Annotated in this window: 23 protein-coding genes; 11 read left to right on the top strand and 12 right to left on the bottom strand. The window is 73.0% G+C overall.

The features are described 5' to 3' along the window. Window positions 1–91: 91 nt before the first annotated feature. Window positions 92–1,255: a hypothetical protein gene (locus tag ABZ990_RS19635; RefSeq protein WP_361232727.1), complete on the bottom strand. Its 1,164-nt coding sequence runs from the start codon at window positions 1,253–1,255 to the stop codon at window positions 92–94. Window positions 1,256–1,477: 222 nt separating this feature from the next. Here ABZ990_RS19635 and ABZ990_RS19630 point away from each other — a divergent pair, with 222 nt between their 5' ends. Beyond that, window positions 1,478–2,107 carry a hypothetical protein gene (locus tag ABZ990_RS19630; RefSeq protein ID WP_361232724.1) on the top strand — a complete coding sequence of 210 codons (630 nt, stop codon included), beginning with the start codon at window positions 1,478–1,480 and terminating at the stop codon, window positions 2,105–2,107. A 296-nt stretch (window positions 2,108–2,403) separates the two neighbouring features. Here the strand turns inward: ABZ990_RS19630 and ABZ990_RS19625 are convergent, their stop codons facing one another. The 8 genes from ABZ990_RS19625 to ABZ990_RS19590 all read right to left on the bottom strand — a co-directional run bounded on the left by ABZ990_RS19625 (window position 2,404) and on the right by ABZ990_RS19590 (window position 10,222). Continuing rightward, window positions 2,404–3,753 carry a nucleobase:cation symporter-2 family protein gene (locus tag ABZ990_RS19625; protein WP_361232800.1) on the bottom strand — a complete coding sequence of 450 codons (1,350 nt, stop codon included), beginning with the start codon at window positions 3,751–3,753 and terminating at the stop codon, window positions 2,404–2,406. A 480-nt stretch (window positions 3,754–4,233) separates the two neighbouring features. Continuing rightward, on the bottom strand, window positions 4,234–5,625 hold the full coding sequence (locus tag ABZ990_RS19620; protein ID WP_361232722.1) for an 8-oxoguanine deaminase: 1,392 nt from the start codon (window positions 5,623–5,625) through the stop codon (window positions 4,234–4,236). A gap of 222 nt (window positions 5,626–5,847) precedes the next feature. Next, entirely contained in the window at window positions 5,848–6,792 is a 945-nt protein-coding gene (gene pucL / locus ABZ990_RS19615; RefSeq protein ID WP_361232719.1) for a factor-independent urate hydroxylase, read from the bottom strand. A 6-nt stretch (window positions 6,793–6,798) separates the two neighbouring features. Further along, window positions 6,799–7,233: a hydroxyisourate hydrolase gene (gene uraH, locus ABZ990_RS19610; protein WP_361232716.1), complete on the bottom strand. Its 435-nt coding sequence runs from the start codon at window positions 7,231–7,233 to the stop codon at window positions 6,799–6,801. Further along, window positions 7,230–7,829: a 2-oxo-4-hydroxy-4-carboxy-5-ureidoimidazoline decarboxylase gene (gene uraD, locus ABZ990_RS19605; RefSeq protein WP_361232714.1), complete on the bottom strand. Its 600-nt coding sequence runs from the start codon at window positions 7,827–7,829 to the stop codon at window positions 7,230–7,232. The genes uraH and uraD overlap by 4 nt, the downstream gene beginning before the upstream one ends. A gap of 167 nt (window positions 7,830–7,996) precedes the next feature. After that, entirely contained in the window at window positions 7,997–8,383 is a 387-nt protein-coding gene (locus ABZ990_RS19600; RefSeq protein WP_361232711.1) for a helix-turn-helix domain-containing protein, read from the bottom strand. After that, complete coding sequence (locus tag ABZ990_RS19595) at window positions 8,380–8,676, bottom strand: thiamine-binding protein (protein WP_361232797.1); 297 nt, start codon at window positions 8,674–8,676, stop codon at window positions 8,380–8,382. Before ABZ990_RS19595 ends, ABZ990_RS19600 begins: the two co-directional genes overlap by 4 nt. A gap of 340 nt (window positions 8,677–9,016) precedes the next feature. After that, window positions 9,017–10,222 (bottom strand): MFS transporter, encoded by a 1,206-nt coding sequence (locus tag ABZ990_RS19590; RefSeq protein WP_361232708.1) that lies wholly within the window; start codon window positions 10,220–10,222, stop codon window positions 9,017–9,019. 104 nt (window positions 10,223–10,326) lie between these two features. Between ABZ990_RS19590 and ABZ990_RS19585 the strand changes: the two genes are divergently transcribed. From ABZ990_RS19585 to ABZ990_RS19570, 4 genes are all read left to right on the top strand, one after another. After that, window positions 10,327–11,307 carry an ArsR family transcriptional regulator gene (locus ABZ990_RS19585; RefSeq protein ID WP_361232705.1) on the top strand — a complete coding sequence of 327 codons (981 nt, stop codon included), beginning with the start codon at window positions 10,327–10,329 and terminating at the stop codon, window positions 11,305–11,307. A gap of 363 nt (window positions 11,308–11,670) precedes the next feature. Next, a complete protein-coding gene (locus tag ABZ990_RS19580; RefSeq protein WP_361232702.1) occupies window positions 11,671–12,771 on the top strand; it encodes a hypothetical protein in 1,101 nt (366 codons plus the stop codon). Window positions 12,772–12,982: 211 nt separating this feature from the next. Beyond that, window positions 12,983–13,783 (top strand): TIGR04222 domain-containing membrane protein, encoded by an 801-nt coding sequence (locus tag ABZ990_RS19575; protein WP_361232794.1) that lies wholly within the window; start codon window positions 12,983–12,985, stop codon window positions 13,781–13,783. Between the two features lie 31 nt (window positions 13,784–13,814). Continuing rightward, on the top strand, window positions 13,815–14,513 hold the full coding sequence (locus ABZ990_RS19570) for a GNAT family N-acetyltransferase (RefSeq protein WP_361232700.1): 699 nt from the start codon (window positions 13,815–13,817) through the stop codon (window positions 14,511–14,513). Here the strand turns inward: ABZ990_RS19570 and ABZ990_RS19565 are convergent. Both ABZ990_RS19565 and ABZ990_RS19560 read right to left on the bottom strand, forming a co-directional pair. Then, the gene (locus tag ABZ990_RS19565; protein ID WP_361232697.1) at window positions 14,461–16,086 is read right to left on the bottom strand and encodes an AMP-binding protein; all 1,626 of its coding nucleotides are present in this window, start codon (window positions 16,084–16,086) and stop codon (window positions 14,461–14,463) included. The two genes, ABZ990_RS19570 and ABZ990_RS19565, sit on opposite strands and share 53 nt — an antisense overlap. Next, window positions 16,083–17,786 carry an AMP-binding protein gene (locus tag ABZ990_RS19560; RefSeq protein ID WP_361232694.1) on the bottom strand — a complete coding sequence of 568 codons (1,704 nt, stop codon included), beginning with the start codon at window positions 17,784–17,786 and terminating at the stop codon, window positions 16,083–16,085. Before ABZ990_RS19560 ends, ABZ990_RS19565 begins: the two co-directional genes overlap by 4 nt. Window positions 17,787–17,907: 121 nt before the next feature. Between ABZ990_RS19560 and ABZ990_RS19555 the strand changes: the two genes are divergently transcribed. From ABZ990_RS19555 to ABZ990_RS19535, 5 genes are all read left to right on the top strand, one after another. Further along, on the top strand, window positions 17,908–18,717 hold the full coding sequence (locus ABZ990_RS19555) for a LuxR C-terminal-related transcriptional regulator (RefSeq protein WP_361232692.1): 810 nt from the start codon (window positions 17,908–17,910) through the stop codon (window positions 18,715–18,717). Window positions 18,718–18,979: 262 nt separating this feature from the next. Next, complete coding sequence (locus ABZ990_RS19550) at window positions 18,980–19,987, top strand: hypothetical protein (protein ID WP_361232689.1); 1,008 nt, start codon at window positions 18,980–18,982, stop codon at window positions 19,985–19,987. A 9-nt stretch (window positions 19,988–19,996) separates the two neighbouring features. After that, window positions 19,997–21,700, top strand: a complete 1,704-nt coding sequence (locus ABZ990_RS19545; RefSeq protein ID WP_361232686.1) for a cytochrome P450 — start codon at window positions 19,997–19,999, stop codon at window positions 21,698–21,700. Continuing rightward, complete coding sequence (locus ABZ990_RS19540) at window positions 21,697–23,211, top strand: cytochrome P450 (protein ID WP_361232683.1); 1,515 nt, start codon at window positions 21,697–21,699, stop codon at window positions 23,209–23,211. Before ABZ990_RS19545 ends, ABZ990_RS19540 begins: the two co-directional genes overlap by 4 nt. 111 nt (window positions 23,212–23,322) lie before the next feature. Further along, window positions 23,323–23,868 carry an EF-hand domain-containing protein gene (locus ABZ990_RS19535; protein ID WP_361232680.1) on the top strand — a complete coding sequence of 182 codons (546 nt, stop codon included), beginning with the start codon at window positions 23,323–23,325 and terminating at the stop codon, window positions 23,866–23,868. 151 nt (window positions 23,869–24,019) lie between these two features. Here ABZ990_RS19535 and ABZ990_RS19530 read toward each other — a convergent pair whose 3' ends face one another. Then, the gene (locus ABZ990_RS19530) at window positions 24,020–24,997 is read right to left on the bottom strand and encodes a helix-turn-helix domain-containing protein (protein WP_361232677.1); all 978 of its coding nucleotides are present in this window, start codon (window positions 24,995–24,997) and stop codon (window positions 24,020–24,022) included. Between the two features lie 127 nt (window positions 24,998–25,124). Between ABZ990_RS19530 and ABZ990_RS19525 the strand changes: the two genes are divergently transcribed. Further along, window positions 25,125–26,093, top strand: a complete 969-nt coding sequence (locus ABZ990_RS19525) for an NADP-dependent oxidoreductase (protein WP_361232674.1) — start codon at window positions 25,125–25,127, stop codon at window positions 26,091–26,093. Window positions 26,094–26,162 lie beyond the last annotated feature (69 nt).

The raw sequence follows: 26,162 nt of genomic DNA, 5'->3' as shown, positions 1-26,162 counted from the left end.
AGCGCCGGGCGGGTCATGCGCCCAGGCGTGGTGGACGGGTCGTGCGCCCAGGCGCGGCGGGCGGGTCATACGTCCCGGATCGGTGGGCGGGTCACACCGCCCAGTCGTCCGGTGGCCATCTGCGCAGCCGGCGGACGACGTACGCGAGGTGCTGGCCGTGGGCGGCGCGGGCCCACGCCTCCGGGCCGCCCGCGCCTCGGGGGCCCTGCCCCTCGGCGCAGGCCCGCAGCCAGCGTTTCGGCTCGCCGTCGGGGGCCGCGTCGAAGTCCTCGGTGGCGACGAGTTCCCTGGCCATGGCCCGTACGGCCGTATGGTGGTCCGCGCCGCGCGCCGGGACACGGCCGAGCAGGTACGTACGCTCGCCGGTGAGCCTGAGCAGACCCCAGGACGGGCCGTCGGGGATGACGCGCGGCTGCCGGACGCCGCGCGGGTGGGCGGCCGCGTAGTCGCCGTGGACGAGGGGCAGGCGGCGCCCGTCGGGCGAGCGGGCCGCCAGGTGCCAGAGGTCCCAGTCGTACCGCTCGGCCTCGGCGAACGGCGCCCCGTAGCCGTCGGGCGCCCCTTCCGTCCCGGGGCAGGAGCCGGCGAGGACGCTCACGGTCCGCCAGGGGTGGAGCGGACCGAGCCGGGCGAGGGCGTCCAGGGCCCGCTTCTCCGCGAGACGGAACGTGTGGTCGCCCTGGACGGCGTCGAGGTCGATCAGCAGGTCAAGCGGGAGGCCTGTCGGTGCGCTCCGGGCGAGATGACCGATCCGTGCGAGCAGGTCCTGGAGGCGGTCGGCGAGGTTCCCGTGGCCGGGCGGGGCCGGGACGACCCGGATCCCCATGCCCCGTCCATCGCCGCAGGTCAGGGCGGCTTCGACACAGGCCGTCTGCTGCCACACGGGCCGCTCCACTCCGGTGACGGGACGCAGCGGGGTGCCGGGCAGTACGTCGCGCAGCGCGGACACGACGGCCGGCGGGTCGTCGCCGCCGGTCCCGCCACCGGTCTCACGACCGAACTCGCGGCCGGTCTCACGGCTGGCCTCACAGCCGGTCTCACGGCCGGCGGCGTCCCACCAGGCCGGTCCGGCGCCCTGGTGGTGGGCGACGGTGGCGAGGAGCTCGCACAGCGGGCGGCGGGGCCGGGCCGGGTCGGGTGGCGGGACGGTCCACAGCGGCGCGACGGCCGCGCGTACGGCCGGCGCGAGGTCCCGGTACGCCGTCAGCGCGCTTCTCCCTGTGGGCAGGACGGGTATGTACGTCGGCTCGGCCATCGGCTCCCCCAGCGCCCTCGGCAGGTGCCCCGTTCGCAGGGTGAGGCCACCGGGCCGGGCCGGGAAAGGGGGCCGTTCCGGCCATGATCAGGCGCGCGGCGCAGGGGACGGGAGGGCCTCACGGGTCCCCGAGGAGGCCGCGGGACGGCTGCGGCGGGTGCGTTGTCAGTGGGATGCGCTTCACTGGATTCATCACTCTCCGTAATCGATAGTGGGGGAATCGTGACGGACCGTACGACGTATGTGTCCCTGGCCGGGGTGCGCGAGCGCGGCTGGAGCGACGAGATGATCGACTCTCTGCTCGGGCAGGCCGACGTGCAAGGCCGGGATCCGCGCCGCTGGTCGCTCGCGCCGGTGCGGCTCTACCTCCTCGCGCGGGTCGAGGCCGTGGAGCGCACCCCGGAGTTCGCCTCGTCCGCCGCGGCGAGCCGGGTCTGGGCCGCCTCGCTGGCCGCGGCCGAGCGCCGGCGCGGGGCGGTGCTCGCGGCCGTCGGCGCGACGCCCATCGAGGTCCCGCGCATCGAGGTGGCGGAGCTGGAACGGCGCGCGTTCCGGCACCGGCATCGGCTGGAAGCGGCGCGCGGGCTGGTCGGCTCGGGGCAGGGCGCGAGGCCGGGCGGCAAGGGCCGGGGCGCGGGACGGGGCATGGTGCCGAGCGCGATGATCCGCTGGCAGGTGGGCTATCTGCGGTACGCGCTCACGCGCTACGACTGCCTGCTCGACGGGCTGTACGGGGACACCGGCCGCGCCGAGGCCGAACAGCTGCTGCGGCGGCGGGTGTACGAGGCGATCGCGGCGGCGTATCCGCATCTGGCGCGGGAGTGCCGGCGACTCATGGGCGACGCGCGGTGAACCGCCGTCACGGTCGGCCGCCGGGGAGGCGCGGCGCCCTGCGGCGGGCGGGGGCGGGCCGGGCGTGGCCGGTGGTCGCCGCGCTCGTCACGCTCGTCACGCTCGTCGGGATTGTCGCGCTCATCGGGGCCGCGGGGGTCGCGCCGGTCCTGGCCGCACCGGCTGCTGTACCGGCTGTCCCGGCCGCCCCCGTCCGGGTGGCCGTCGCGGTACCGGGGGCGCGCGGGCGCCCGTCCCCGGTGGCCCTGGGCTCCGTGTGCCCCGCGGCGCCCGGGGCCAGGGGGCTGCCGGGTGGTTCAGCGGGGGCGGGCGGCCTTCGCCGCGCGGGTCCCGGAGATCTCGCCGGCGGGTTCCATCGGTGCCGTGACCGTGTCGTCGTCCCGGTTCCCGCCGATGTGGTTGAAGAGCAGGTTGAGCACGACGGCGGCGACACAGCCGGTGGAGATACCGGAGTTCAGGATGATCTGCGCCGTCGAGGGGAAGGCGTGGTAGAAGTCCGGCTTTGTGATCGGGATGATGCCGACGGCCAGCGAGACCGCGACGATCAGGACGTTGTTGTCCTTCTCCAGGCCGGCCTTGACCAGGGTCTGGATACCGCTGGCGGCGACCGAGCCGAAGAGGACGATGCCCGCGCCGCCGAGCACCGGCCGGGGGACGACCGAGATCAGCGAGGCGGCCACCGGCGAGAGGCCCATCAGGACCAGGAAGCCGCCGCCGCAGGCCACCACGAAGCGGCTGCGGATACGGGTCATCGCGACCAGGCCGATGTTCTGGGCGAAGGCGCTGCACATGAAGCCGTTGAACAGCGGGCTGAGCGCGGAGCCGAGGGTGTCGGCGCGCAGCCCGGCCGCGATGGTCCGTTCGTCGGCGGGCCGGTCGACGATCTCGCCGAGCGCCAGCATGTCGGCGGTCGACTCGGTCATGGAGACCAGCATGACCACGCACATGGAGACGATCGCCGCGGCGGCGAACTGCGGGGCGCCGAAGTGGAAGGGGTTCGGGAAGCCCACCAGTCCGGCCTCGCGCACCGGGCCGAAGTCGGTGGCGCCGAACGGGAGGGCGAGGAGGGTGCCGATCACCAGGCCGACCAGGACGGCGATCTGCTTGAGGAAGCCCCGGGTGAAGCGGCGCAGCAGCAGGACGACGACGAGGGTGAGGCCGGCGAGCGAGAGGTACGCGGCCGAGCCGTAGTCGCCGGCCTTCGGGTCGGGGCCCTGCGCCCAGCCGAAGGCGACCGGCAGCAGCGAGACGCCGATGAGGGTGATGACGGTGCCGGTGACGACCGGCGGGAAGAAGCGCACCAGCCGGGAGAACCAGGGCGCGGCGAGGAAGCCGAGGAGTCCGGCGACGATGATCGCGCCGAAGATGACGGGGAGGGCGTCGGCCTTGTCCCTCGTGGTGTCGACGATCGCCAGCATCGGGGCGACGCCGGCGAAGGTGACGCCGTTGACGAAGGGCAGCCGGGCACCGATCCGCCAGACGCCGAGGGTCTGGAGGAAGGTGGCGAGTCCGGCGGTGAAGAGGCTGGCGCCGGTGAGAAAGGTCAGTTCGGTGGCGGAGAGGCCGACGGCCGCCCCGACGATCAGCGGCGGGGCGACGACCCCCGCGTACATGGCGGCCACGTGCTGGAGGCCGCTGGTCAGCATCTTCACCGGGGGCAGGGTCTCGTCGACCGGATGCCTGGTCCGGTCGCCCTCGGGGACGGAATCCGCGTCGGGATCCGCGTCGGGTGTGAGGGGGGTCTGGGGGTCGGCGGCCACGGCGGTCCTCCGGTCGGTGACGCGTCGGCGGTGACGCGGGGGTCGGGGAGGTGGTGCGATGCGGTGCGCGGTGCGGAAGTTACGGGAGGTGCGGCTCGTCGCGCGGACGGTACGGGGGTGGCGCGAGGAGGACGTGGTGGCGCGCCCGGTGGACGGACGGTGCACCGGCTGGGTGCCTGCTGGGGGTGCGGGCACGCGTACGCCGATGCCGGGGCGCCGGGGGGGTGCTGGGGGCGCCATCCGCCTGTGGCGTGCGGCGGTGTTCCCGGCCGCACCGCCGGGGAGGCTCCCCCGGATACGTGGCCGCCCCGGCCGGGAGCAGCCCCTCCCAGCCGACCCCTGCCCGAAGACCCGAAGACCGAAGACTCAGTCCCGGTCGGCGATACGGGCCAGGCGCCGGGCCTCCGTACGGGCGTCGCGCGCGATGCGGTCCTCGTCGGCGGTGAGCAACCGGCCGTTCTCGACGATCTGCCGGCCGTGGACGAAGGACGCGGTGACCGGGGCCGGCGGGCCGAGGACCAGGGCGGCCACCGGGTCCGCGATCGAGGAGTGGCCGAGGCCGTCGAGCTTCCAGAGCACCAGATCGGCGAGCTTGCCGGGTTCCAGGGAACCGAGGGCGTCGGCGCGGCCGAGGACCCGGGCCCCGCCGTGGGTGCCGAGGCGCAGCGCCTGCCGGGCGGTGAGCGCGGCCTCGCGGCGCGGGCCGAGCCGGCCCACGAGCAGCGCGTTGCGCAGTTCGGTGTGCAGTTCGCCCGACTCGTTGGAGGCGGTGCCGTCGACGCCGAGGCCGACCGGTACACCCGCCGCGAGCATGTCGGGGACACGGGCGATTCCGGCGGCGAGGCGCGCGTTGGACGAGGGGCAGTGGGCGACGCCGGTGCCGGTGCGGGCGAAGACCGCGAGGTCGGTGTCGTTCATATGCACGCAGTGCGCCATCCACACGTCCGCGCCGAGGAATCCGGTCGACTCGAAGTAGTCGGTCGGGCCCATGCCGAACAGCTCGTGGCAGAACTTCTCCTCCTCCACCGTCTCCGAGCCGTGGGTGTGCATCCGCACGCCGAGCCGGCGGCCGAGCGCCGCGCCCTCGCGCAGCAGTTCGGTGGAGATGGAGAAGGGCGAGCAGGGAGCGACGGCGACCTGGGTCATCGCGCCGAAGGAGGCGTCGTGGTGGCGCCGTACGGTCTCCTCGGTCGCGGCGAGCGCGCCCTCGGTGGTCTCGACGGCGAAGTCCGGCGGCAGCCCGCCGTCCCGCTCGCCGCGGTCCATCGAACCGCGCGCGAGAGTGAAGCGGACGCCCAGGTCGCGGGCGGCCCCGATGATGGCGCCGGACAGATCGCCGGTGCCGCGCGGGTGGATGTAGTGGTGGTCCATGGCGGTGGTGACACCGCCTCGGGCCATCATGGCCAGGGATGCCTCGGCGGCCGTCCTGACCATGGGCTCGTCGATCCGCGCCCAGGTCGGGTAGAGCGCGACCAGCCAGTCGAAGAGGTTGTGGTCGGTGGCGAGGCCCCGGGTGAGCCACTGGTAGAAGTGGTGGTGGGTGTTGACCAGACCCGGCGTCAGCAGATGGCCGGTGGCGTCGATCCGCCGGTCCACGTCCGCCAGTCCCCCGGGGGCCGGGCCGGCGCCCAGGGACTCGATCCGCTCGCCCGCGATCACGAGATGCCCGGTGGCGTACTCGGTGTCGTCCGCGTCGACGGTCGCGATCGCCGCGTTCTCGATGACGATCCGCCGGGGTGGTGCCGAAGGTGCTGCCATCACTGTTCTTCCTTCGCTGCGGGAGGGACGGTCGGGCACGAGGGGACCCCGCGGCGCGCCCCGCCGGTCGCACCGGTCACGCTGGTCGCATCGGTCGTACCGAGGTCGGGAGCGTGGGCCTTCGGCGGTCGCCGGCCCTGGTGCGGGCCGTGCCACGGGTGGTTCCCTCCGGCCCGGCGGACCCCCGCCCGGCCACGGGACGGGCGGGGGCGAACCGGGGCCCTAGAGGTTGGTCGTGTCGACCGGGATGCGCGCCGTGGCGCCGTCCCTCAGGACCGTGGCCTCGATGAGGCCGTACATGCGGTCGGCGGCGTAGTAGACCTCGTTGTCGTTCTTGAGGCCGAAGGGTTCGAGGTCGACCAGGAAGTGGTGCTTGTTGGGGAGCGAGAAGCGGACCTCGTCGATCTCCGCGCGATGGGTGATGATCCGCGAGGCCATCTGGTAGAGGGTCTGCTGGAGCGAGTACGAGTACGTCTCGGCGAAGGCTTCGAGCAGGTGCTTCCTCGTCTGCTCGTAGGACCGCTCCCAGTCCGGCATCCGCTGCTCGTCGTCGGTCCAGTTGAACCGCCAGCGGCCGGAGACTGTGGTGGCGAGGATGCGGTCGTACGCCTCCTGGAGGGTGGTGTACCGGTCCTTGACGTAGCCCCAGAACTCCGAGTCGGTGGAGTTCATGACGACGAGGTCCTTGAGGCCGGAGATCACCTCCCACCGCTCGCCGTCGTAGGTGATCTGGGTGACGCGGGTCTCCTGACCCTTGCGGACGAAGGAGTGGCCGGCCCGGTCCGCGCCGGGGGGACGGGAGTCGGTGCCGGAGCCCGAGCCCGCTATGCGCTCCCAGGCGTACTCCTCGATCCGGATCCGGGCCCGGTGGATCGGCTCCTGGCTGGAGACGAAGTGGCGGGCGAGGTGAATGCCGAACTGCTCGGCGGATTCGATGCCGTACTGCTTGGCGAACGCGAAGACGGTGTTCTTCGTCGTGTCGGTGGGGAGGCAGTGGGCGTTGGAGCCGGTGAGGTGGACGTCGGACAGGTCGCCGGAGAGGGCGACGGAGACGTTCAGGTCCTTGATGTGGTGGGTGCCGCCGTCGCGGGTGATCCTGACGACGCGGTTCTCCGCCTTGCCGTACTGGTTCTGGCCGAGGACCACCGGGTGGGATGGGGCTGTCATGGTCTGCTAGCTCCCTCGGTAAACGGAGTAGCCGAACGGATTGAGCAGCAGTGGTACGTGGTAGTGCTCGCCCGGGACGACGGCGAAGGTGATCGCCACTTCCGGGAAGAAGACACCGGCCGTACCGCTGTCCCGATTCGCGGGGGCGTCCTGCCGCACCTCGGCTTGCCTGTTCTGCCTGCTCTGGTCGCTCGGGTTGCTCAAGTCGCTCAGGAAATACGCCTCGGTCCCGAAGTCGAGGCGTACATGGGTCGTGCCCGCCGGCAGGGCCGGGAGGTCCTTGCAGCGCCCGTCCTCGTCGGTGGCGGAGCCGCCCAGGGCGGTCCAGTCCCCGCCGGAACCGGCGCGGGCGGCGAGCGCGACCGCGACGCCCCCGGCCGGTCGGCCGAGGCTGGTGTCCAGGACGTGGGTGGACACGGAGGCGGTGGTGCCGGAACTCATCGGTGCGTCTCCCCTGTCTCCACGGATTCCACGGCCTTCTCGGTTTCCACTGTTTCCACGGATTCCACGGATTCCGTGGTCTCCTCGGGATCCGTGGCGCCCACGAGACGGCTCAGCCGGATGCGATTGATCCTGCCCAGTTCGGCGCGGGCGATCTCCCGCTCCCGCTCGGGCGCGTTGCCGATCCGTTCCCGGAGCGCGTCGCGCATCTGTTCGCCGGTTCTTCCGGTGGCGCAGATGAGGAAGACATGGCCGAAGCGGTCCTGGTAGGCCAGGTTGAGTTCGAGCATCTCGGCTCTCAGCTCCGGGGAGGCGCCGGCCATCCCGCGTTGCTCGCGCGAGGAGGCCGGATCCCCTTCCTTGGGACGCCCGATCGGCGGGTGGCCCGCCATCGCCTCGGCCAGATCCTCGGCGGTCAGTCCGGCCGTGGCGACGTCACTGGCGAGGAGCAGAGCTTCGACGGAGGCGTACGGGCGCCGGGCGAGGATCGCGCGCCCCCATGCCGAGCCGGCGCACACCTCGTGGAGCGCGGCGATGGCGTCACCCTCCGCCGAGGTGTTGAACCGGGTGAGGCCCGGCGTCGTACCTGGAGTCACGGGATGCCTCCGTGGCCGTTTTTCACTGTGCGTCGGAAGGGCTGCGGACAGCTAACGCCCTCCGCAACATCACGTCAACAGTTTGTTGAAAACCCGGCGACAGGAAAGCCGCCACCCCGGAACACGGGCGACGGCTTGTGGGCGTCGAGAGCCGAGAAGGGCCCCAACTAGACTTCCTTGGCCGCGTTTTCCCTGGTCAGGGCGGTCTCGCGATTGAGGTAGTTGTAGATGGTGAACCGGGAGACGCCAAGGGCACCGGCCACCGTCTCCACTCCATGACGCATGGAGAACGCGCCGCGCGCCTCCAGCGTCCGCACGACTTCCTGCTTCGCTCTGCGATCGAGCGCGGCCAGCGGCATCCCGTGCCCGCGCTCCATCGCCGCGAGGATGTGGTCCAGGGACTCGGACAGCCGAGGCAGTCGTATGGCGAGCACATCCTCACCTTCCCAGGCGAGGACGACATCGTCACCCTCGGCCTGCTCGGGGCCGAGGAGTTCGGCGCCGACGGCGTCGACCAGCGGTTTCACCGCCGCGATCAGCGGATGCTCGGTCATCTCCCGCCCCCGTCGGGGAGCGCGCCGGCGGCGGCCGGGTCCTGACCGGCGTGCTCGCCGATCACATTGACCTGGAGCGAGACCCGGGTGGCCCCGGCCTCCAGGGATTTGCGCAGCAGCGCGTCGACCGCCGTCAGCACCGCGTCGGCGTCGCCTTCCACCGTGTTGCCGAAGGGGCCCACATCCACCGCGTCCAGCGTCGCGGACTGGATGACTTCTCGGGCCACGACCGCGTGCGCCGGCGCCTCGTCGAGGTCGAACGGCTCGGTCGTGAACTCCACTCTCAAACGCACCATGCCCCCACGCTACGGCCCACCCCCGGCCCGGCGGGAGCCCCCGACCTGCGGGAACCTCTCGACAAGCAGGACAGCCCGCCGAGATCGCTCCGTCAGCACGACATACCTGTCCGCCATGCCGGAAGGAGCGCCCCCTCATGGGGCTCGCGGACCGGCGCTTCGCCGCGAACCTGTCGGTCCCCTTCCCCGAACTCCCCCCTTGGAGCGCCTGGCGGCCCGCCGTCTTCCCTCGCACCGGCACCGCGCCGCCGGGCGGGTCCACGGCGAGAAGCCCGGCGCCGGGGATACGGTTCCGCGCTCCCGCGTTTCTCGCCGCGCCCACGCGCCCCCTCCCGGATCACGGAGCCTTCGCCGGGACCGGGTCGCGTTCCTCGGCGCCCATCGGCCGTCCCGGCCGTCCCGCGTACGCGAGCGCCAGCGTGACCAGCAGGGACGCTGCCGCCATCACGGTCATCGCCGTGGCGGGCGAGGCGAGTTGGGCGATGCCGCCCGCGAGCGCCGCGCTCAGCCCCTGGAGTGTGAGCATGCCGGAGGTGTGCAGACCGAGCGCCTGGCCGCCGAGGTCGTCGGGTACGAGGGCGATGAGCCGTTCCTGGTAGAGCAGGCTGGCGCTGTAGCCGACGGCCGACACGGTGACCGCCACGAGGGCGAGCGGCAGCCCGGGGCGGAACGCGAAGAGCAGGTACGGGGCGGCGAGCAGGGCCTGGAGGGGCGCGGCGAGCCGGGCTCGCAGGCCGGCCGGGAGAAGGCGTCCGACGGCGATGTCGCCCGCCAGCATGCCGCACGCGGCGCAGGCGAAGAGCAGTCCGGCGCGGTCGGGGGCGTACGGGACGAAGAGCGATTCGCAGCCGACGACCAGGCCGTTGGGCACCCACAGGGCGAGATAGGCGAGCCGGCGGGGCCGGGCGGACCACAGCCGGGCGTTGGTCCGCCAGGTCTCGGCGACCGAGGGCCGCCCGGCGGCGCGCGGCGGGCGCGCCGTCAGGCCGCCCCGGCTGATCAGCGCGCCGAGGAGGTAGAGCGCCGCGCCGGTGAGCAGGGTGCCGCGCGGCGAGAGCAGGGCGATCAGAGCGCCGCCGGCCGCGAAGCCGGCGATCTGGCTGAGGCCGGTGGCCATGTTGAGGACGGACCGGCCGATGAGGTAGCGCTCGCGCGGCAGGATCTCGCCCAGCAGTCCGTACCGTGCTCCCCCGCCGACCGAGCCGGCGAGCCCTTGGAGGAAGAGGATCGCGAAGGCGGCGGCGACGGGCAGTCCGGGGACGGCCTGGGCCGCGGTCCCGGCGGCGAAGACCAGGGAAACGCCGGTGAGCACGGCGCGCGGCGGCAGTCGGTCGGCGGCCGAGAGGAGCGTGGTGGCGCCGACGAGCTGGGCGAGGGCCGGGCCGAACATCGCGAGGGCGGACAGCAGGGCCGAGTCCGTGGCGCGGTAGACAAGGGTGGCGAGGCCGAGTCCACTGACGGTCTGGGCGGCGACCTGCGCGGTTCCGCCGAGGAAGAGCGGGGTGAATTCGGGGACCCGGAAGAGATCACGGTAGCGGGGCATGCGCCGGAGTCTGGGTGAGCGGCCGGTTCCGCCGGTACTGTTTCGCGCGGCGGCGAAAGGTCACGGCCCCGAGCAAGCGGGCGGGCGGGGGAGGCGATGCGGTCATGGGCTGGTGGCGGATCGGTACGGACTCCCTGGCGGGGAGCCGTTTCGTGATCTCGCCGCTCGCGGAGACCATCGCGGCCCTGAAGACCCTGCACGCGGGGGCCGGTTCCCATCCGGGCGAACGGTCCTGGCTGGGCGCCCATCTGCCCGCGTACCGGCGGCGGATGACCGACGAGCCGCTGGACGCGGCTCTGGTGCGGGCGGCGATCGGCCCCACCTGGAACGCGGACTTCCTGACCCCGACGCCCCTCGGCGAGCGTGAACAGTCCTTCGAGGAGGAGGTGCCGGCCGTCCGGAATGCCGAACCAGCGGACGCCGTACCCCAGTTGGAGGTCGCGGTCGGCGGTCCCGTACCCGGTCCGCTGCGTGCGGTACCCGACCTTCCGCACCGGATGGCGACCGTACTGGAGTGGGTGTGGCAGGAGACCGTACGGCCCGACTGGGCCCGCCGGCGCCGCGTCCTGGAGGCCGACATCACGGCGCGGACCGCGCTGCTCGGCCGGGGCGGCTGGGCGGCGGCGCTCGACGAGCTGAGCCCGGGCCGCACCCGCTGGCTCGGTGACGGCAGGCTCCAGGTCAACTCCCGTGATCTTCCGCCGCGTTCGGTGGCCGGCGGCCGGCTTCTCTTCGTCCCGGTGACGTTCGCCACGGGCTGGGTGTCCTGGGAGGGCACCGAGCGGTTCGCGGTGGTGTACCCGTGCGCGGGCGCCCTCGCGGACATGTCGTCGACACCGGCGCCCGAGGCGCTGGCGACGCTGCTCGGCCGGGCGCGGGCCGGGGTGCTCGTACGGCTGGAATCCCCGGCCTCCACCAGTCAGCTGGTGGCCCTGACCGGGCAGGGGCTCGGGTCGGTGGGACGGCATCTGAAGGTGCTGCTCGACGCCGGTCTGGTACGGCGGCGCCGGGCGGGCCGCTCGGTCCTGTACGACCGGACCGAGGCGGGCACCGTACTCGTCCGGGCGGCGTCGGGCGACTTCTGACATCCCGCCCGCACTGGGGAACGGGCGGCCCGGAGCGACCGGATCGCGGCGGGCGCGTGGCCGGGCTCGGTGATGTCGCCGATTCCGGCGACTCCACCCTCCGGAAGCTGCGTTCCGTGATACGGAAGCACTGGGAATAGGGTGCCGAAGCGGCGTCAAGAGACGGCCCCGGCGGGCGGGTGAACCCGCGAAGCTCCCCGCACCCGGCACCCCCGGCCCCGTCCGGGCCGCACCCGGTGCCGCGTGATGGCCGAACTCGCCCCCTCACGGGCCCGGATTGGTGGACGATGGGAACGCACGTCGCGAAGGGGGTTTGGTGTGGGTGAATCGGTCCAGGTGCACTGTCCGGAATGCCTTCGCACGGTGGTGTACGCGGCTGTCGCCTTCCCCTGCGCGTGCGGCGCGCCGGTCGCGCCCGCGCTGATCGGAGGCGTCACGGCCGCGGCGATCACGCACCGCACCTGGTCGGACGAATGGGTCACCGTGCGCTGCGCGCTCTGCTCCCGTGCCTCCGACTGGCCGCACCCGGAGGTGGGCTGCCCGTGCGGGGCGGTCCTGCGGGTGCCGGTCCGGGGCGCGGCGGAACCGGGCGCGCGCGAGGACGGACCGCCGGATCCCGGGGCGTACGGACCGGAGGCGGACGCGCCGGTCATCCGCGCCCCCGGCGCGTACCCGGCCGAGACGCACCCGTCGGACGCCTGCGCCCCGGGCGCGTACCCGCCCGACGGACGCGAACCCGATGGATGCGAAACGGACGGGTGCGAACCGGACGGGTACGCGCCGGGAGCGGCTCGGCCCCGGGCCTTCCCGGGGGCCTTCGCGCCGGGGATGTCCGGGCCCTGCGAGTACGGACCGGACGCGCGCGAGAGCGGGCCCTCCGGGCGGGCGGCTGACGCCGGTGGCCGGACCCCCGAGTCCACGGCCGAAACCGATACCGATGTCAACGCCGACACCCACGCCGACGCCGAGCGCGCGTCGGCGGCCGGTCCGGGTGCCGGCGCCGGCGGCTCCGGGGCGACCGGCCCGGACGCGCCGGAGCTCGACGGCTTCGCCGCGGAGGACGACGGCGCCGCCGGTCCGCGCGCGGTGTTCCGGCCGGTGACGATCCGGACCGCGCGGGACGCGGTCGCCGCCTCCGCCGGATATCTGCGCTGGCTCGGCTTCCGCGAGGTCGTCCAGCCGGAGGAGCGCGCGACCACGGCCGTGGACCTGCGCGGCCCGGGCCTCGTCGCGCAGGTGGACCCGAGCACCCGCCCGACCGGGCTGCGCGCGGTGGAGTGCCTGTGGCTCAACGGGCTCAGCAACTCGGCCGTGAGCGTCTGCTTCGCCCTGGCCGGCTACACCCCCGAGGCACACGAACGCGCCGAGAGCCTCGGCGTCCCGCTGTTCGTCCTCGACCTCACGGGCACCCCGCAACCCGTCACCACCCACGCCGGGGAACTCGTCTCCACCGGAGCCCCGTGACCTGCCCCATGACCTGCCACGTGACCTGCCCCGACCGTTCCCCCGACCGGTTCCTCAGGCGGTTCATCGGCCGGCTCCTCAGCCGATCCCCCGACTGATCCGCCGCCCCACCCAACCCGTCCCGAACCCCCGTACCTCCCTGAGGATTTCGGCCATTCACGGGTGACGACCGGCCCTCCCCCGGGCACAACACCATCGGGGGGTGAACACCATGACAACGGGGATGTGGTGGTTCCTTGGCGCGGCTCTGGTTCAACTGGTCCTGGCGGCCCTGCTTTTGCGTACCCGCAGCCCGGAGCGGCCGGAGCTGCCACCGGAAGCACTGGCGATGCTGCGCGGCGGCCCCCGCGCGGCCGTGACCGTGGCCCTGGTCGCCCTGCACCAGCGGGGCGCGGTGGCGGCCGGCCGCCGGGGGACGATTCGCGCCAACGGTGGGGCCGGCCGCACCCGCGACCCGCTCCAGCTCGGGGTCCACCGCTCGCTGCACCGCGCCCTCGCCCTACGGGTTCTGGCCACCCGCCCCAAGGCCCGGCAGGCGCTCGACGCGCTGAGCACCGAGCTCGGCAGAACGGGTCTGCTGCGCTCGCCGGGACGGCTGCGCGCGGCCCGTGTCCTACTGTCCTGCGTGCCGGTCACGGTGGGTGCGGGCATCCTCGTCACGGTGCCGCCGAACCGCGCGGCGGGTCCTGCGCTCGCGCTCGGCGCCCTGCTGGTGGCCCTGGCCGCCGCCCTGCTCTGCGTACCGCCCACCACCCGGGCCGCCCGCCGGCTGCTGAGCGGCCTGCGGGACCGCTACCCGCTGCCGGAGCACCGGCGCGAGGTGCCGGACGCGCGGGACGTGCTGCTGTACGTGGCACTGTACGGGGACCCGGCGCTGGCCCTGTTCCTGCCGCATTTCTCCCGCGACAGCGGCCTCCTGGGGCGCCGGGACGGGAGCGAGGACGGATACGCCGGCGGGCTCGGCTGGAACCCGGAGAACGGGCCCTCCTGTACGGGCGGCACGCCGGACTGAGGGCGGCCCGCGCGGCGCGCCATACTGACGTATGCGCATCCGAGCGGCCGAAGCGGCCGAACTGACCGTCCTCCAGGACATCGAACGCGCCGCCGGCGAGGCTTTCCGCCCGCTCGGCATGGCCGCCATCGCCGATGACGACCCCCTGCCGCTGGACGTCCTCGCGGGCTATCGCGACGAGGGCCGGGCCTGGGTGGCGGTGGACGGAGCCGACCGGCCCGTCGGGTATCTGCTCACGGACACCGTGGACGGCGCCGCCCACATCGAGCAGGTGTCGGTGCACCCGGACGCCGCCCGGCGGGGCGTCGGCCGGGCGCTGATCGACCATCTCGCGGGCGCCGCCCGGGAGCAGGGCCTGACGGCGCTGACGCTGACGACCTTCACCGAAGTCCCGTGGAACGCCCCGTACTACGCCCGGCTCGGCTTCCGCCGGGTCGGCGAGGGCGATCCCGCGCTCACCGACGGTCTGCGGGCGATCAGCCAGGCCGAGGCCGCGCACGGACTGGCCGTCTGGCCCCGGGTCTGCATGCGCCGCGAGATCGCGGCCCAGCGCACGGAGACCGCGCCCGGGACCGTCGCCACCGCCACCACTGGGAAACCGGCCGGCCCCGGAGCCGCCACGGTCTCCGCCGTCGTCCCCGGTGCCGCCACACCCCCCGCCACCGTCACCGCCCGCGTCACCCCGCCGCGTACCGCTCCCGCAGTTCCACCTTCCGCACCTTCCCGCTGACCGTCATCGGAAACTCCGGCAGGATCTCCAGACGTCTGGGGATCTTGTAGTGGGCGAGGCGGCCTCGGCAGAAGTCCGTGATCTCGTCGAGCGTGGGCGGATCGGCCGGGTCGCGCGGGATCACGCAGGCCAGGATCTCCTCGCCGTACCGGTCGTCGGCGACCCCGACGACCTGCACGTCGGCGATCTTGGCGTGTCCGTAGAGGAACTCCTCGATCTCGCGCGGGTACACGTTCTCGCCGCCCCGGATGATCATGTCCTTGATCCGGCCGACGATCCGCACACAGCCGTCCTCGCGCATCTCCGCGAGGTCCCCGGTGTGCATCCAGCGGCCCTCGTCGACGACCTCGGCGGTCTTCGCCGGTTCGTCCCAGTAGCCGAGCATCACGCTGTAGCCGCGGGTGCGCAGTTCGCCCGCCGTCCCGCGCGGCACGGTCAGCCCGGTGGCCGGGTCGACGACCTTCACCTCGACGTGCGGCATGACCCGGCCGACGGTGCCGGTGCGCCGTTCCAGGTCGTCGTCCCGGCGGGTCTGGGTGGAGACCGGCGAGGTCTCCGTCATGCCGTAACAGATCGACACCTCGGCCATGTTCATCTCGGCGACGACCCGCTTCATCACCTCCTCGGGGCACGGTGAGCCCGCCATGATGCCGGTGCGCAGGGTGGACAGGTCGTAGGAGGCGAAGTCGGGCAGGTTCAGCTCGGCGATGAACATCGTCGGCACCCCGTAGAGCGAGGTGCACTGCTCGTCCTGGACGGCGCGCAGGGTCGCGGCGGGGTCGAAGGACGGGGCGGGGATGACCATGCAGGCGCCGTGCGAGGTGATGGCGAGGTTGCCCATCACCATGCCGAAGCAGTGGTAGAAGGGCACCGGGAGGCAGACCCGGTCCTGCTCGGTGTAGGCGATCATCTCGCCTACGAAATAACCGTTGTTGAGGATGTTGTGGTGGGAGAGGGTGGCGCCCTTCGGGAAGCCGGTCGTCCCCGAGGTGTACTGGATGTTGACCGGTTCGTCGCAGGACAGTCCCTCCGGCTTCACGCCGTCCGGGGCCCGGCGGGTGAGGAACGCGTCCCAGGTCGGGTCGCCGAAGTAGACGGTCTCGCGCAACTCCGGGCAGGCCGGGCCGACTTCACCGACCATGGCCCGGTAGTCGCTGGTCTTGTGGGTGAGCGAGGCGAACAGCAGCGAGATCCCTGCCTGCCGCAGGACGAACTCCAGCTCGTGGGCGCGGTAGGCGGGGTTGACGGTGACCATCACGGCGCCGATGCGGGCCGTGGCGTATTGAACCAGGACCCACTCGGCGCAGTTGACGGCCCAGATGCCGACCCGGTCGCCCTTGCGTACGCCGCTGCCGAGCAGCGCGCCGGCCAGCCGGTCGACGTCGGCGCCGAAGGCCGCGTACGTCCAGCGGCGCCCCGAGGCCACCTCGACCAGGGCCTCGCGCTCGGGCCAGGCGGCGACGGCGCGGTCGAGGTTGGCGCCGATGGTGTCGCCGAGCAGGGGTGTGGTGGACACCCCGTGCGCGTACGAGAGTTCGGCCGGCGCGGCTCCCCGTACTCCTGCGGCGCTCATACGACGTCTCCCTCGGCGTACTCGGTGCCGGTGGTCCCGTCGGCGGTGAGCTTGCGCAACTCGACCCGGCGGATCTTGCCGGAGACCGTCTTCGGCAGATCGGCGAACTCGATCCGTCGGATCCGCTTGTACGGGGCGAGGACCTCGCGCGAGTGCGCGAAGAGCGCCTTCGCCGTCTCGGGGCCGGGCTCCCAGCCGGCCGCGAGGACGACGTAAGCCTTGGGTACGGCGAGCCGCAGCGGGTCGGGCGCGGGCACGACCGCGGCCTCGACGACGGCCTCGTGCTCCAGCAGGGCGCTCTCCAGCTCGAACGGGCTGATCTTGTAGTCGCTCGCCTTGAAGACGTCGTCCGCCCGCCCGATGTACGTGATGTAGCCGTCGGCGTCCCGGGCGCCGATGTCGCCGGTGCGGTAGTAGCCGACGGCCATGGCCTCGGCCGTACGCTCCGGGTCGCCGTGGTAGCCGGTCATCAGGCCCACCGGACCGGCCGACAGGTCCAGGCAGATCTCGCCCTCCCCGACGTCGGCCCGGCCGCTGACCGGGTCGACCAGGGTGACCCGGTAGCCGGGGCTGGGCCGGCCCATCGAGCCCTCCTTGAGCGGCTGGCCGGGGCTGTTGGAGACCTGGACGGCGGTCTCGGTCTGGCCGAAGCCGTCGCGGATGGTGCGGCCCCAGGCGCGCCGTACCGTCTCGATGACCTCGGGGTTGAGCGGTTCGCCGGCCGCGACGACCTCGCGCGGCGGGGTGGCGAGCTGGGCGAGGTCGGCCTGGATCAGCATGCGCCAGACGGTCGGCGGGGCGCAGAAGCTGGTGACGCCGTGCCGGGACATCTCGGCCATCAGCCGGGCCGGGTCGAAGCGCGTGTAGTTGTGGATGAAGACGGTCGCCTCGGCGTTCCAGGGGGCGAAGAGGTTCGACCAGGCGTGCTTGGCCCAGCCGGGCGAGGAGATGTTGAGGTGGACGTCGCCGGGCTTCAGGCCGATCCAGTACATGGTGGCGAGGTGGCCGACGGGGTACGAGGTGTGGGTGTGCTCGACCAGCTTGGGGCGGGCGGTGGTGCCGGAGGTGAAGTAGAGCATCAGCGTGTCGTCCGCGCGGGTGACACCGTCCGGCGTGAACTCCGCGGCCGCGCCGTACGCCTCCTCGTAGCGCAGCCAGTCCGCCTCCGGGTCCTTCAGGCCCACGGCGATCCGGGTGTAGGCGCCGGGCACGTCGTCGAACTTGGCGGTGTCCTCGGCGCGGACCAGGACGTGCCGGGCCTGGCCGCGGTCCACCCGGTCGCGCAGATCGACGGGGCCGAGCAGCGGTGTGGCGGGGATGACGACGGCGCGCAGCTTCATCGCGGCGAGCATGGTCTCCCACAGTTCGGTCTGGTTGCCGAGCATGACGATCATCCGGTCGCCGGCCCGGACGCCCTGGGCCCGCAGCCAGTTCGCGACCCGGTTCGAGCGCTCGGACATCGCGGCGAAGGACACCTTCGTCTCGGTGCCGTCCTCCTCGACGATGTGCAGGGCGGTGCGGTCGTTGCCCGCGGCGATGACGTCGAACCATTCGAGCGCCCAGTTGAACCGGTCGGGGCGGGGCCAGGCGAAGCCCGCGTACGCCGTCGCGTAGTCCTCGCGGTGCTCGAGGAGGAAGTCACGGGCGGCCCGGAACCTCTCCGTCGCCTCCGTGGGCTCCGCCGCGCTCGTTGCCGTCATGTGTCCTCCTCGTTGCGGGACCGATCCCGGACATCGTGTAATCAGTGACCCAGGTCTCACCACCCCCGTTCGGGGGTGGTCCGGCGGCCGGCTCCGGCCGGCCGGGGAGAAGGAGCGCACGGTGCCCGAGCAGGTCGAATCGGCGGAGGTGCGCGCCGCGCTGCTGCGGCTGCGCCGCTCCACGGGCCTCCAGGTGGTGTTCGGGGGGCTGTCGCAGGACGGGCGCGTGATCCGGATCGCGGAACTGAGCGGCGCGGTGACGCCCGCGCTGCGCGGGCTGGCCGTGTCCACCGGTTCCGGTCTCGGCGGGAAGTGTCTGGCGCTGTCGCGGCCGTGCGCGGTCACGGACTACGCCTCCGCCCGGCACATCACCCACGAGTACGACCGTCCGGTCCTGGTGGAGGGCCTGCGGTCGGTGATGGCGGTGCCCCTCGTCGTCCGCCGTGAGGTGCGCGGGGTCCTGTACGGCGCGCTGCGCGACGCCCTGCCGATCGGCGAGCGGGTCTTCGACGCGGCGGTGGCGGCGGCCCGGGACGTGGAGCAGGCGCTGGCGGTACGGGACGAGGCGCGGCGGCGGGTGGCGGAGCGCGAGGAGATGCGGCTGGCCTACGGCGAACTGCGCGAGCTGGCGCCCAGGGTGGGCGATCCGGAGCTGCGGGCGCGGCTGTGGGCGGTGTGCGGCCGGCTCGAATCGGCCTCCGGCACTCGGCCGGAGCCCGGGGGCGAGGCTCCGGCGGTGGCCCTGACCCCGCGCGAGACGGATGTCCTCGCGATGGTCGCCGCGGGGGCGACGAACGCGGTCGCGGCCGGGCGGCTCGGCCTCAGCCCGGAGACGGTGAAGGGGTATCTGCGCTCGGCGATGCGCAAGCTGGGCGCCCACACCCGACTGGAGGCGGTGGTCTCGGCACGTCGCGCGGGTCTGCTGCCCTAAGCTGTGACTTTTCGGGCCCTTCCGGGTCCGGCCCGGTGCGGGAGCCTCGCGTCACCCCGGACGGCGGCGTCCGGCCCGTGATCCGGGGATTCCGGTTCCGCTTTCTTTCCGACCTGCATGTTCACCCGAAAAGCAGACCGGCGTCATTTATGCGCACTCAATCTCGCTCGATCGGGTGGACTCGTCGGCGTGGCGTTGCGGTAGGGCTCTCCGACTGAAGAGTCTTCACGGTGCAGTGTTCTCCGGATGAAGGGCTCGGGCCGTGACGTACGAGGGCGTGGTCTTCACCACCCCGTGGCCGCTGCGGAGCAATCCGCACCTGGAACAAGCGCGAGAGCGCGCGATCGACTGGATGCGGGACTTCGGACTGCTCCAGGGCGAGGGCGCGGTCGACGACTTCGTCGCATGGCGGCTCCCGGAGGTGGCGGGCTTCTTCTACCCGCACGCCGGCGCCGACGACGCCGCGACCGCCGCGCAGATGATGGGCTGGTACTTCCTCCCCTTCGACGACCAGCTCGACGGAGAGCTGGGCCGCGACCCACGCCGCGTCGCGGCCGTCTGCGGCGCGCTCATCGACACCGTGCACGGCCTCCCCGACGGGGAACGTCATCCGGCGCCCACCGTACGGGCGTTCGCGGATCTGTGGCCCCGGATGACGCACGGCATGTCCGCCGGGCTGCGCAACCGGGTGGCCTACCACTGGAGCGCGTACTTCTCCTCGCAGCTCACCGAGGCCGTCGACCGCGCCGACGGCCGCGTCCTTTCGGACCTCGACACCTACTTCCCGCTGCGCGCGGCCACGACCTGCGCCTTCGGCCAGAACGACCTGGGCGAGCACTGGGGCGGCGCCGAGGTCGCCCCGGCCGTCTGGCACGACCCCGTGCTGCACCGGATGCGCCGGCTCGGGGCCGATCTCGTCGCGTTACGGAACGACTCGATGTCACTGCGGCACGAGGACGTCACCGGCGGCCACAACGCCATCCACGTCATCGAGCGCACCCGCTCCTGCTCCCGGAGCGAGGCGCTGGCATACGGCTCCCGGCTCGCCCAGCGCAAGGTCGACGAGCTCGTCGAACTGGAGGAAACGGACCTGCGACGGCTCGCCCGCGCCCTCGAACCCGCCCAGTGCGAGGCGGTGTTGGGGTACGCGGAAATCATTCACGACTGGATCGTCGGCGACTACGAGTGGGAGGGGATCTCCGCCCGGCACCACGAGCACCGTGTGCTGCCGGACTGGGCGAACGACCTGCTGGTCGGGGCGGAGAACTGAGGTACGGACATGGCGACGACGACCGACACCACCACCGCGGCGGCCTCCGGAGGAGGGGCCGCCCCCGCGATCCCGAAGGTGCCCGGCGCCCTGCCGCTCCTGGGGCATCTGCGACAACTCCTCACCGACCCCACCGGGTTCCTGAACTCCCTTCCCGCGCACGGCGATCTGGTGGAGATCCGGCTCGGACCGCGCCGTACGTACGTGGTCTGCACCCCCGAACTGGTCGCCCCGGTCCTGCTCACCGGACGGCAGGAGTTCGACAAGGGCGGCCCCTTCTTCGAGAACATCGCCGTCTTCTTCGGCGACGGACTCGCCACCTGCCCGCACGCCAAGCACCCCCGGCTCCGCCGCTTCACCCAACCCGCCTTCCACCCGCACAAGTTGGTCGACTACGCGGAGCTGGCCGGCCGGGAGATCGAGGCGGTCACGGCGGCCTGGCGCGAGGGCGAGGTCCTCGACGTGTACCGGGTGATGCAGGAACTCGCGCTGCGCATCACCGTGTCGACCATGTTCGCCTCCTGGTTCAGCGAGGAGGACACCGCGGACGGCGGTGCCGAGGCCAGCGCCGAGGGCGCGGGGGCTGTCGGCGGTGCGGGGACGGCGGGCGAGGGCGCACCGGCGATGGGCGGCACGGGGGCCGAGGAACGGATCCGGGACACCCTGCGCGATGTGGACACCCTGGTGAGCGGGGCGTTCCTGCGGATGGTCGCGCCCGGCATCCGGCATGTGCCGCTGCTGCCCACCAACCGCCGCTACGAGAAGGCGCGCCGCTCGTTCTACGCGCGGATCGACGCCACCATCGCCGCGTACCGGAGCGACGGCCGCGACCGGGGCGACCTGCTGTCGATGCTCCTCACCCCGGACGAGGAGGGCGCGTCCCTCACCGACACCGAGGTGCGGGAGCAGGTGATGACGATGTTCATCGCGGGCATCGGCACCACGGCGGCCATGCTCTCCTGGTCCCTGCACCATCTCGCGGTCCACCCCGAGCTGGACGCGGCCGTCGCCGCCGAGGCACGGGCCGTCCGCGGCGGGGCCACCACGCGCCACGAGCAACTGTCCCGGCTCACGACCCTGTCCCATGTCGTCACCGAGAGCTTCCGGATCACCCCGGCGGCCTGGCTGTTCAGCCGGACCACGATCCACGACACCGAGCTGGGCGGCCATCGCGTCCCGGCCGGCGCGGACATCCTGATCAGCCCGTACCTTCTCCACCACCGCCCCGACCTGTTCCCCGACCCGGAGCGCTTCGACCCCGAGCGGTGGAGCGGCGACCCGCAGAGCTGGGTGAAGGCCGAACGGGCCCTGACGATGATCCCGTTCGGCACCGGCTTCCGTAAGTGCGTCGGCCGGGACTTCTCCGTCAACAACATCACCCTGGCGCTCGCCACCATGCTCGCCGACTGGCGGCTCACCCCCGAGGACGCGACCCCGGTGACGATCAGCGGCCGCAGCATCATCGAGCCGCGCAACCTGCGGCTGCGGGTGCGGGCCCGCCCCGCAGCCGAGACCGGGCGCGAAAGCAGAGCCGGGGACGGGGCGGGAGCGGGGGCCGTGGCCAAGGCCGCTGCCGGGGACGGGACTTGTCCTCGGGCCGGTTCGGCCACGGGCACGGACGCTTCCGCCTCCGGCACTGCCGACGAAGGCTCCGGTACCGCTACCGGCAGCGTGCGCGAGGACGGGACGGCCGCCATGGAGGAGGCCCGGTGACCGCCACCCCGGACGGGCCACCGGACGCGGCCCCGTCACCGGGCGCGGTGGCGAAGGGCACGCCCGTCCCCACCGCGCCGGGCGCCCTGCCGCTGCTCGGTCACGCCCTCCCGCTGCTGCGCGACCCCGTCGGCCTGTTGCAGTCGATCCGCGCGTACGGCGACATCGTCCGGGTCCGGATCGGACCGGCGCAGGTGTACGTGCTCAACTCCCCCGCCCTGGTCCGGCAGGTGCTGGCCGCGGACGTGGAGACGTACCGCAAGGGCACCTTCAACGAGCGGTTCCGCCCCTACCAGGGGGACAGCCTCTTCACCATCGACGGCCCCGGCCACCGGCGCCGCCGCCGGGTCGTCCAGCCCGCCTTCCACCGGGACCGGCTGAAGACGTACGCCGAGGTCATGCGGGAGGTCGCCGCCACCCGCTGCGCGGGCTGGACCGAGGGGCGGCCGATCGATGTCGGCGCCGAGATGTACGCGCTGACCAGCGAGGTCGTGGCGCGTGTGCTGTTCGGCGGCGAGATCGGCAGCGAGCGGATCGCCCGGATCCAGCGCTGGCTCCCGGTGTTCGTCCGGGGCATGGGCCGCAAGGTCGTCACCCCCGCGGGCTGGCTCGACCGGCTGCCGATCCCGGCCAACCGGCGCTTCGACGCGGCCCAGCACGGGCTGCGCACGCTGGTCGACGGGCTGGTGCGCGAACAGATCGCGGCCCGGGGCCCGGTGAGGGAGTCCGGGAAGGCGGGCGAGGCAGGCGAGGCGGGAGGCGAGGGACGGCAGGGCGGGCGGGGTGGCCGCGAGCGGGGCGATCTGCTGTCCCTGCTCGTCGGCTCGCGGGACCCCGAGAGCGGCCGGCCGCTGAGCGCCACCCAACTGCGCGACGAGACCATGACCTTCATGACGGCGGGCATCGAGACGGTGGCCACCACGCTCACCTGGCTGCACCACGAACTCGCGGTCCATCCCGAGGTGCGCACCCGCCTCCTCGCCGAGGTCGACACGGCGCTCGGTGGCCGGCCCGCCGGTTTCGACGACCTGCCGTCCCTGCCGTACACCCGCAGCGTCGTCCGCGAGACGCTGCGGCTGCACAGCCCGGCGTGGATGCTGACACGCCGCCCCACCGCCCCGGTCAGACTCGGTACGGCGCTGCTGCCCGCCGGGGCCGAGCTGCTGTTCAGCCCGGCCACGCTGCACCGGGATCCGGCGATCTATCCCCGGCCGGCCGAGTTCCTGCCCGGCCGTGAGCACGAAGAGTCCGGCACTGCCCCGTGCGGCCACGGCGGCGACCGGCCCGCGGACGCCGCGCGCCCGCCGTATCTGCCCTTCAGCACCGGCCCGTACAAATGCGTCGGCGACCACTTCGCCCTCACCCAGCTCGCCCTCACCGTGGCGACCCTCGCCCAGCGGTGGCGGCTGGAATCCGCCTCCGCCCGCGCGCCCCGTGAGATCGCCGGCGCCGCGCTCTCCCCCGACCGTGTGGTGATGACCCCGCGGCAACGGGATCACCAAGCCGTCTGATCCCTGTTCCTCCCCCCGCCCCACACAGAGGCCGACCGACCCGCCCGAAATCCGGAATCCCGGATTCAGATCGGGACTCTAGAAAGACCCTCGAATGCAAAGGAACACCAAGTGCTCGGACAGGTACAGAAGTCCAACATCGACCGGGTCTTCGACACTCTCGACATCTCCCGTGACGGGGTCCTCGGCGCCGACGACTTCCGGACCATGGCCCAGCGGATGAGCGCGCTGCGCGAACACATGGAGCCGCGCCTGCTCGCCGAGATCCAGGGGACTTTCGCGGCATGGTGGGAGACCATCCGCCATGCCGCAGACGTCGAAGGCAATGGCCAGATCACCCGTGAGGAGTTCACCGCCGCGTCCGCCCGCGGCCTCGACCAGGATCCCGAGTACGTGGACAAGATGATCCGGGTCTCGGAGGTGACGTTCCGCGCGGCCGACGAGGAGGGGGACGGCCTGCTCACCCGTGCGCAGGTGGAGCGGATCTACCAGGCCTTCGGTGTCGACGAGGCGCTCAGCGCCGAGACCTTCCGCCGTATCGACCTCAACGGTGACGGGTCCGTCAGCATCGAGGAGTTCGTGAGCGCCGCTCGCGACGTCTGGACCAGCAACGACCCCAAGGCGCCCGGAACGGCCATGTTCGGCTCCGTCGCCTGACGTCCCGTCGATTCACCTTCCGGCGCTCCGGCGCCGGCTCTCTCAGGTGGCCCCGACACCCTCCTGGTGCCGGGGCCACCGCCCTGTCCTCCGGCTGCGCGAGCACGGACCGCCGCCTGGTTCGGCACGGCCATCTGACCCGGTACTCGCTTCAGACGGCTGGGGCCGTGGTGGCAGGGCGGAAGGTGCGGCGGTATGCCTGCGGGGTGACCCCGACAACGGCGTGGAGGTGCCGGCGCAGGGAGACGCCGGTGCCGAACCCGGCGCGGTGCGCTACGAGGTCGACGGGCCAGTCGGTGGTCTCCAGGTAGCGGCGCGCCAGGTCGACGCGTTGGCGGATCAGCCATTGGCCGGGGGTGATGCCGGTCTCGTCCCGGAAGCGGCGCGTGAAGGTGCGCACGCTCATGTGGGCGTGTGCGGCCAGGTCGGCCAGGGTGAGGGATTCGGCGAGGCGTTCCATGGCCCACGCCTGGGTGGGGGCGGTGCCGGTGGCCGTCGGGTCGGGGACGGGGCGCTGGATGTACTGGGCCTGTCCGCCGTCCCGCCAGGGCGGCACCACGCAGGAGCGGGCGACGTCGTTGGCGATCCGGCTGCCGTGGTCGCGGCGGACGAGGTGCAGGCACAGGTCGATCCCGGCGGCGACGCCGGCGGAGGTGAGAACGTCGCCGTCGTCGACGAACAGTACGTCGGGGTCGATGCGGACGGTGGTGAACATCCGCTGGAGGCGCTCCGCTTCGCGCCAGTGCGTGGTGGCGGGACGGTGGTCGAGGAGCCCCGCGGCGGCAAGGACGTAGGCGGCGGTGCAGATGCCCACGATCCGGGTGCCGGGGCGGATGGCGGCCAGGGCGTCGCGCAGTGCCGCGGGCAGGCGGCCTTCCTCGCGGATGGCACCAAGGGCGTGGGAGGGCGGGATGACGACGGTGTCCACGCCGGCCAGCAAGGAGGCGTCATGCGTGACGGTGAGGCCGTAGTCGGCTTCGACCCGTACCGGGCCACCGTCGAGGCTGCATGTGGTCACGGTGTAGAGGGGGTTGCCCGCCCGGTCGCGGGCGGCCCCGAAGATACGGGCGGGGATACCGAGCTCGAAGGGTACGACGCCTTCCAGTGCCAGAACGCCAACGTGGTGCATGGCCGGATCCTTTCAGCCCATGGCCATCACGCCACTACTGGGGGCCCTTGGGTCCCGGCAGTCTGACGACATGCCCGAGAGAACCGGCACGGACCACAAGAAAAGCACTCGGAAAGAGAACGTCGTCATGCCCCAGACCACCACCGCCCCCACCATGCGCGCTGTCTCCCAGGACACCGCCGGAGCCTCCGACGTCCTCAAGGTCGTCGAGACCGAGCGCCCGGAGCCGGGCCGGGGTGAGATCCTGGTCCGGGTGCACGCGGCAGGTGTGAACCCGGCCGACTGGAAAACCCGGGAGCGAGGGGTGTTCGCCGACGGGACGCGGCTTCCCTTCACCCTGGGATTCGACGTCTCCGGTGTGGTCGAGGAGACCGGCGACGGTGTGACCCTCTTCCAGCCGGGCGACGAGGTCTTCGGGATGCCACACTTCCCGCACCCGGCCGGCGCCTACGCCGAGTACGTCACCGCCCCGACCCGCCACTTCGCTCCCCGCCCCGAGGGCCTGAGCCACATCGAGTCGGGCGCCCTGCCGCTGGCCTCGCTCACCGCCTGGCAGGCCCTCGTCGACACCGCGGACGTTCGACCCGGCCACCGCGTCCTCGTCCACGCCGCCGCGGGCGGCGTCGGCCACCTGGCCGTCCAGATCGCCAAGGCCCGCGGCGCCCATGTGATCGGCACGGCCGGCGCCGCCAAACACGACCTGCTGCGCTCCCTCGGCGCGGACGAACTGATCGACTACCGCACCCGGAACTTCGCCGAGACCGTCCGTGACGTCGACGTCGTCCTGGACACCCTCGGCGGCGCCAACTGGGCCCGGTCCCTGCGCACCCTGCGCCCAGGCGGCAGGCTGGTCTCGATCCTGCCTCTGGACGACACCTTCCCCTGGAAGGAGGCCGAAGCAGCCGGGGTACGGGCGGAGTTCATGCTGGTCGAGCCCGACCGGCAGGGCCTGCGGGAGATCACCAAGCTGGTCGAGGGCGGCCGCCTGCGGGTGATCGTCGACGCGGTCTTCCCGCTGGAGGACGCCGCCGGCGCCCATGCGCGGGGCGAGACCGGCCGTACTACCGGAAAGATCGTCCTTTCCGTGACTTCGTGACGGCCGTCCTCACCCTCCACCTCGCCTGCTCGAACTGAGGTGGGAAAGGGCTCCGTGTCAGGGATTTCT

Origin of the sequence: Streptomyces sp. NPDC046203 (genome assembly GCF_040646255.1) — a bacterium.
In the GTDB taxonomy this organism is placed as follows: Bacteria; Actinomycetota; Actinomycetes; order Streptomycetales; family Streptomycetaceae; genus Streptomyces.
Note: the sequence above shows the minus strand (reverse complement) of the source record. Positions and strands in the feature narration are given on the sequence as shown.

What these genes read in the sequence shown, in the direction of transcription:
- ABZ990_RS19635 (WP_361232727.1), bottom strand. Translation starts at nt 1,255, where the DNA reads ATGGCCGAGCCGACGTACATACCCGTCCTGCCCACAGGGAGAAGCGCG.
- ABZ990_RS19625 (WP_361232800.1), bottom strand. Translation starts at nt 3,753, where the DNA reads ATGCTGACCAGCGGCCTCCAGCACGTGGCCGCCATGTACGCGGGGGTC.
- ABZ990_RS19620 (WP_361232722.1), bottom strand. Translation starts at nt 5,625, where the DNA reads ATGGCAGCACCTTCGGCACCACCCCGGCGGATCGTCATCGAGAACGCG.
- pucL (WP_361232719.1), bottom strand. Translation starts at nt 6,792, where the DNA reads ATGACAGCCCCATCCCACCCGGTGGTCCTCGGCCAGAACCAGTACGGC.
- uraH (WP_361232716.1), bottom strand. Translation starts at nt 7,233, where the DNA reads ATGAGTTCCGGCACCACCGCCTCCGTGTCCACCCACGTCCTGGACACC.
- ABZ990_RS19600 (WP_361232711.1), bottom strand. Translation starts at nt 8,383, where the DNA reads ATGACCGAGCATCCGCTGATCGCGGCGGTGAAACCGCTGGTCGACGCC.
- ABZ990_RS19590 (WP_361232708.1), bottom strand. Translation starts at nt 10,222, where the DNA reads ATGCCCCGCTACCGTGATCTCTTCCGGGTCCCCGAATTCACCCCGCTC.
- ABZ990_RS19585 (WP_361232705.1), top strand. Translation starts at nt 10,327, where the DNA reads ATGGGCTGGTGGCGGATCGGTACGGACTCCCTGGCGGGGAGCCGTTTC.
- ABZ990_RS19575 (WP_361232794.1), top strand. Translation starts at nt 12,983, where the DNA reads ATGACAACGGGGATGTGGTGGTTCCTTGGCGCGGCTCTGGTTCAACTG.
- ABZ990_RS19570 (WP_361232700.1), top strand. Translation starts at nt 13,815, where the DNA reads ATGCGCATCCGAGCGGCCGAAGCGGCCGAACTGACCGTCCTCCAGGAC.
- ABZ990_RS19565 (WP_361232697.1), bottom strand. Translation starts at nt 16,086, where the DNA reads ATGAGCGCCGCAGGAGTACGGGGAGCCGCGCCGGCCGAACTCTCGTAC.
- ABZ990_RS19560 (WP_361232694.1), bottom strand. Translation starts at nt 17,786, where the DNA reads ATGACGGCAACGAGCGCGGCGGAGCCCACGGAGGCGACGGAGAGGTTC.
- ABZ990_RS19545 (WP_361232686.1), top strand. Translation starts at nt 19,997, where the DNA reads ATGGCGACGACGACCGACACCACCACCGCGGCGGCCTCCGGAGGAGGG.
- ABZ990_RS19530 (WP_361232677.1), bottom strand. Translation starts at nt 24,997, where the DNA reads ATGCACCACGTTGGCGTTCTGGCACTGGAAGGCGTCGTACCCTTCGAG.
- ABZ990_RS19525 (WP_361232674.1), top strand. Translation starts at nt 25,125, where the DNA reads ATGCCCCAGACCACCACCGCCCCCACCATGCGCGCTGTCTCCCAGGAC.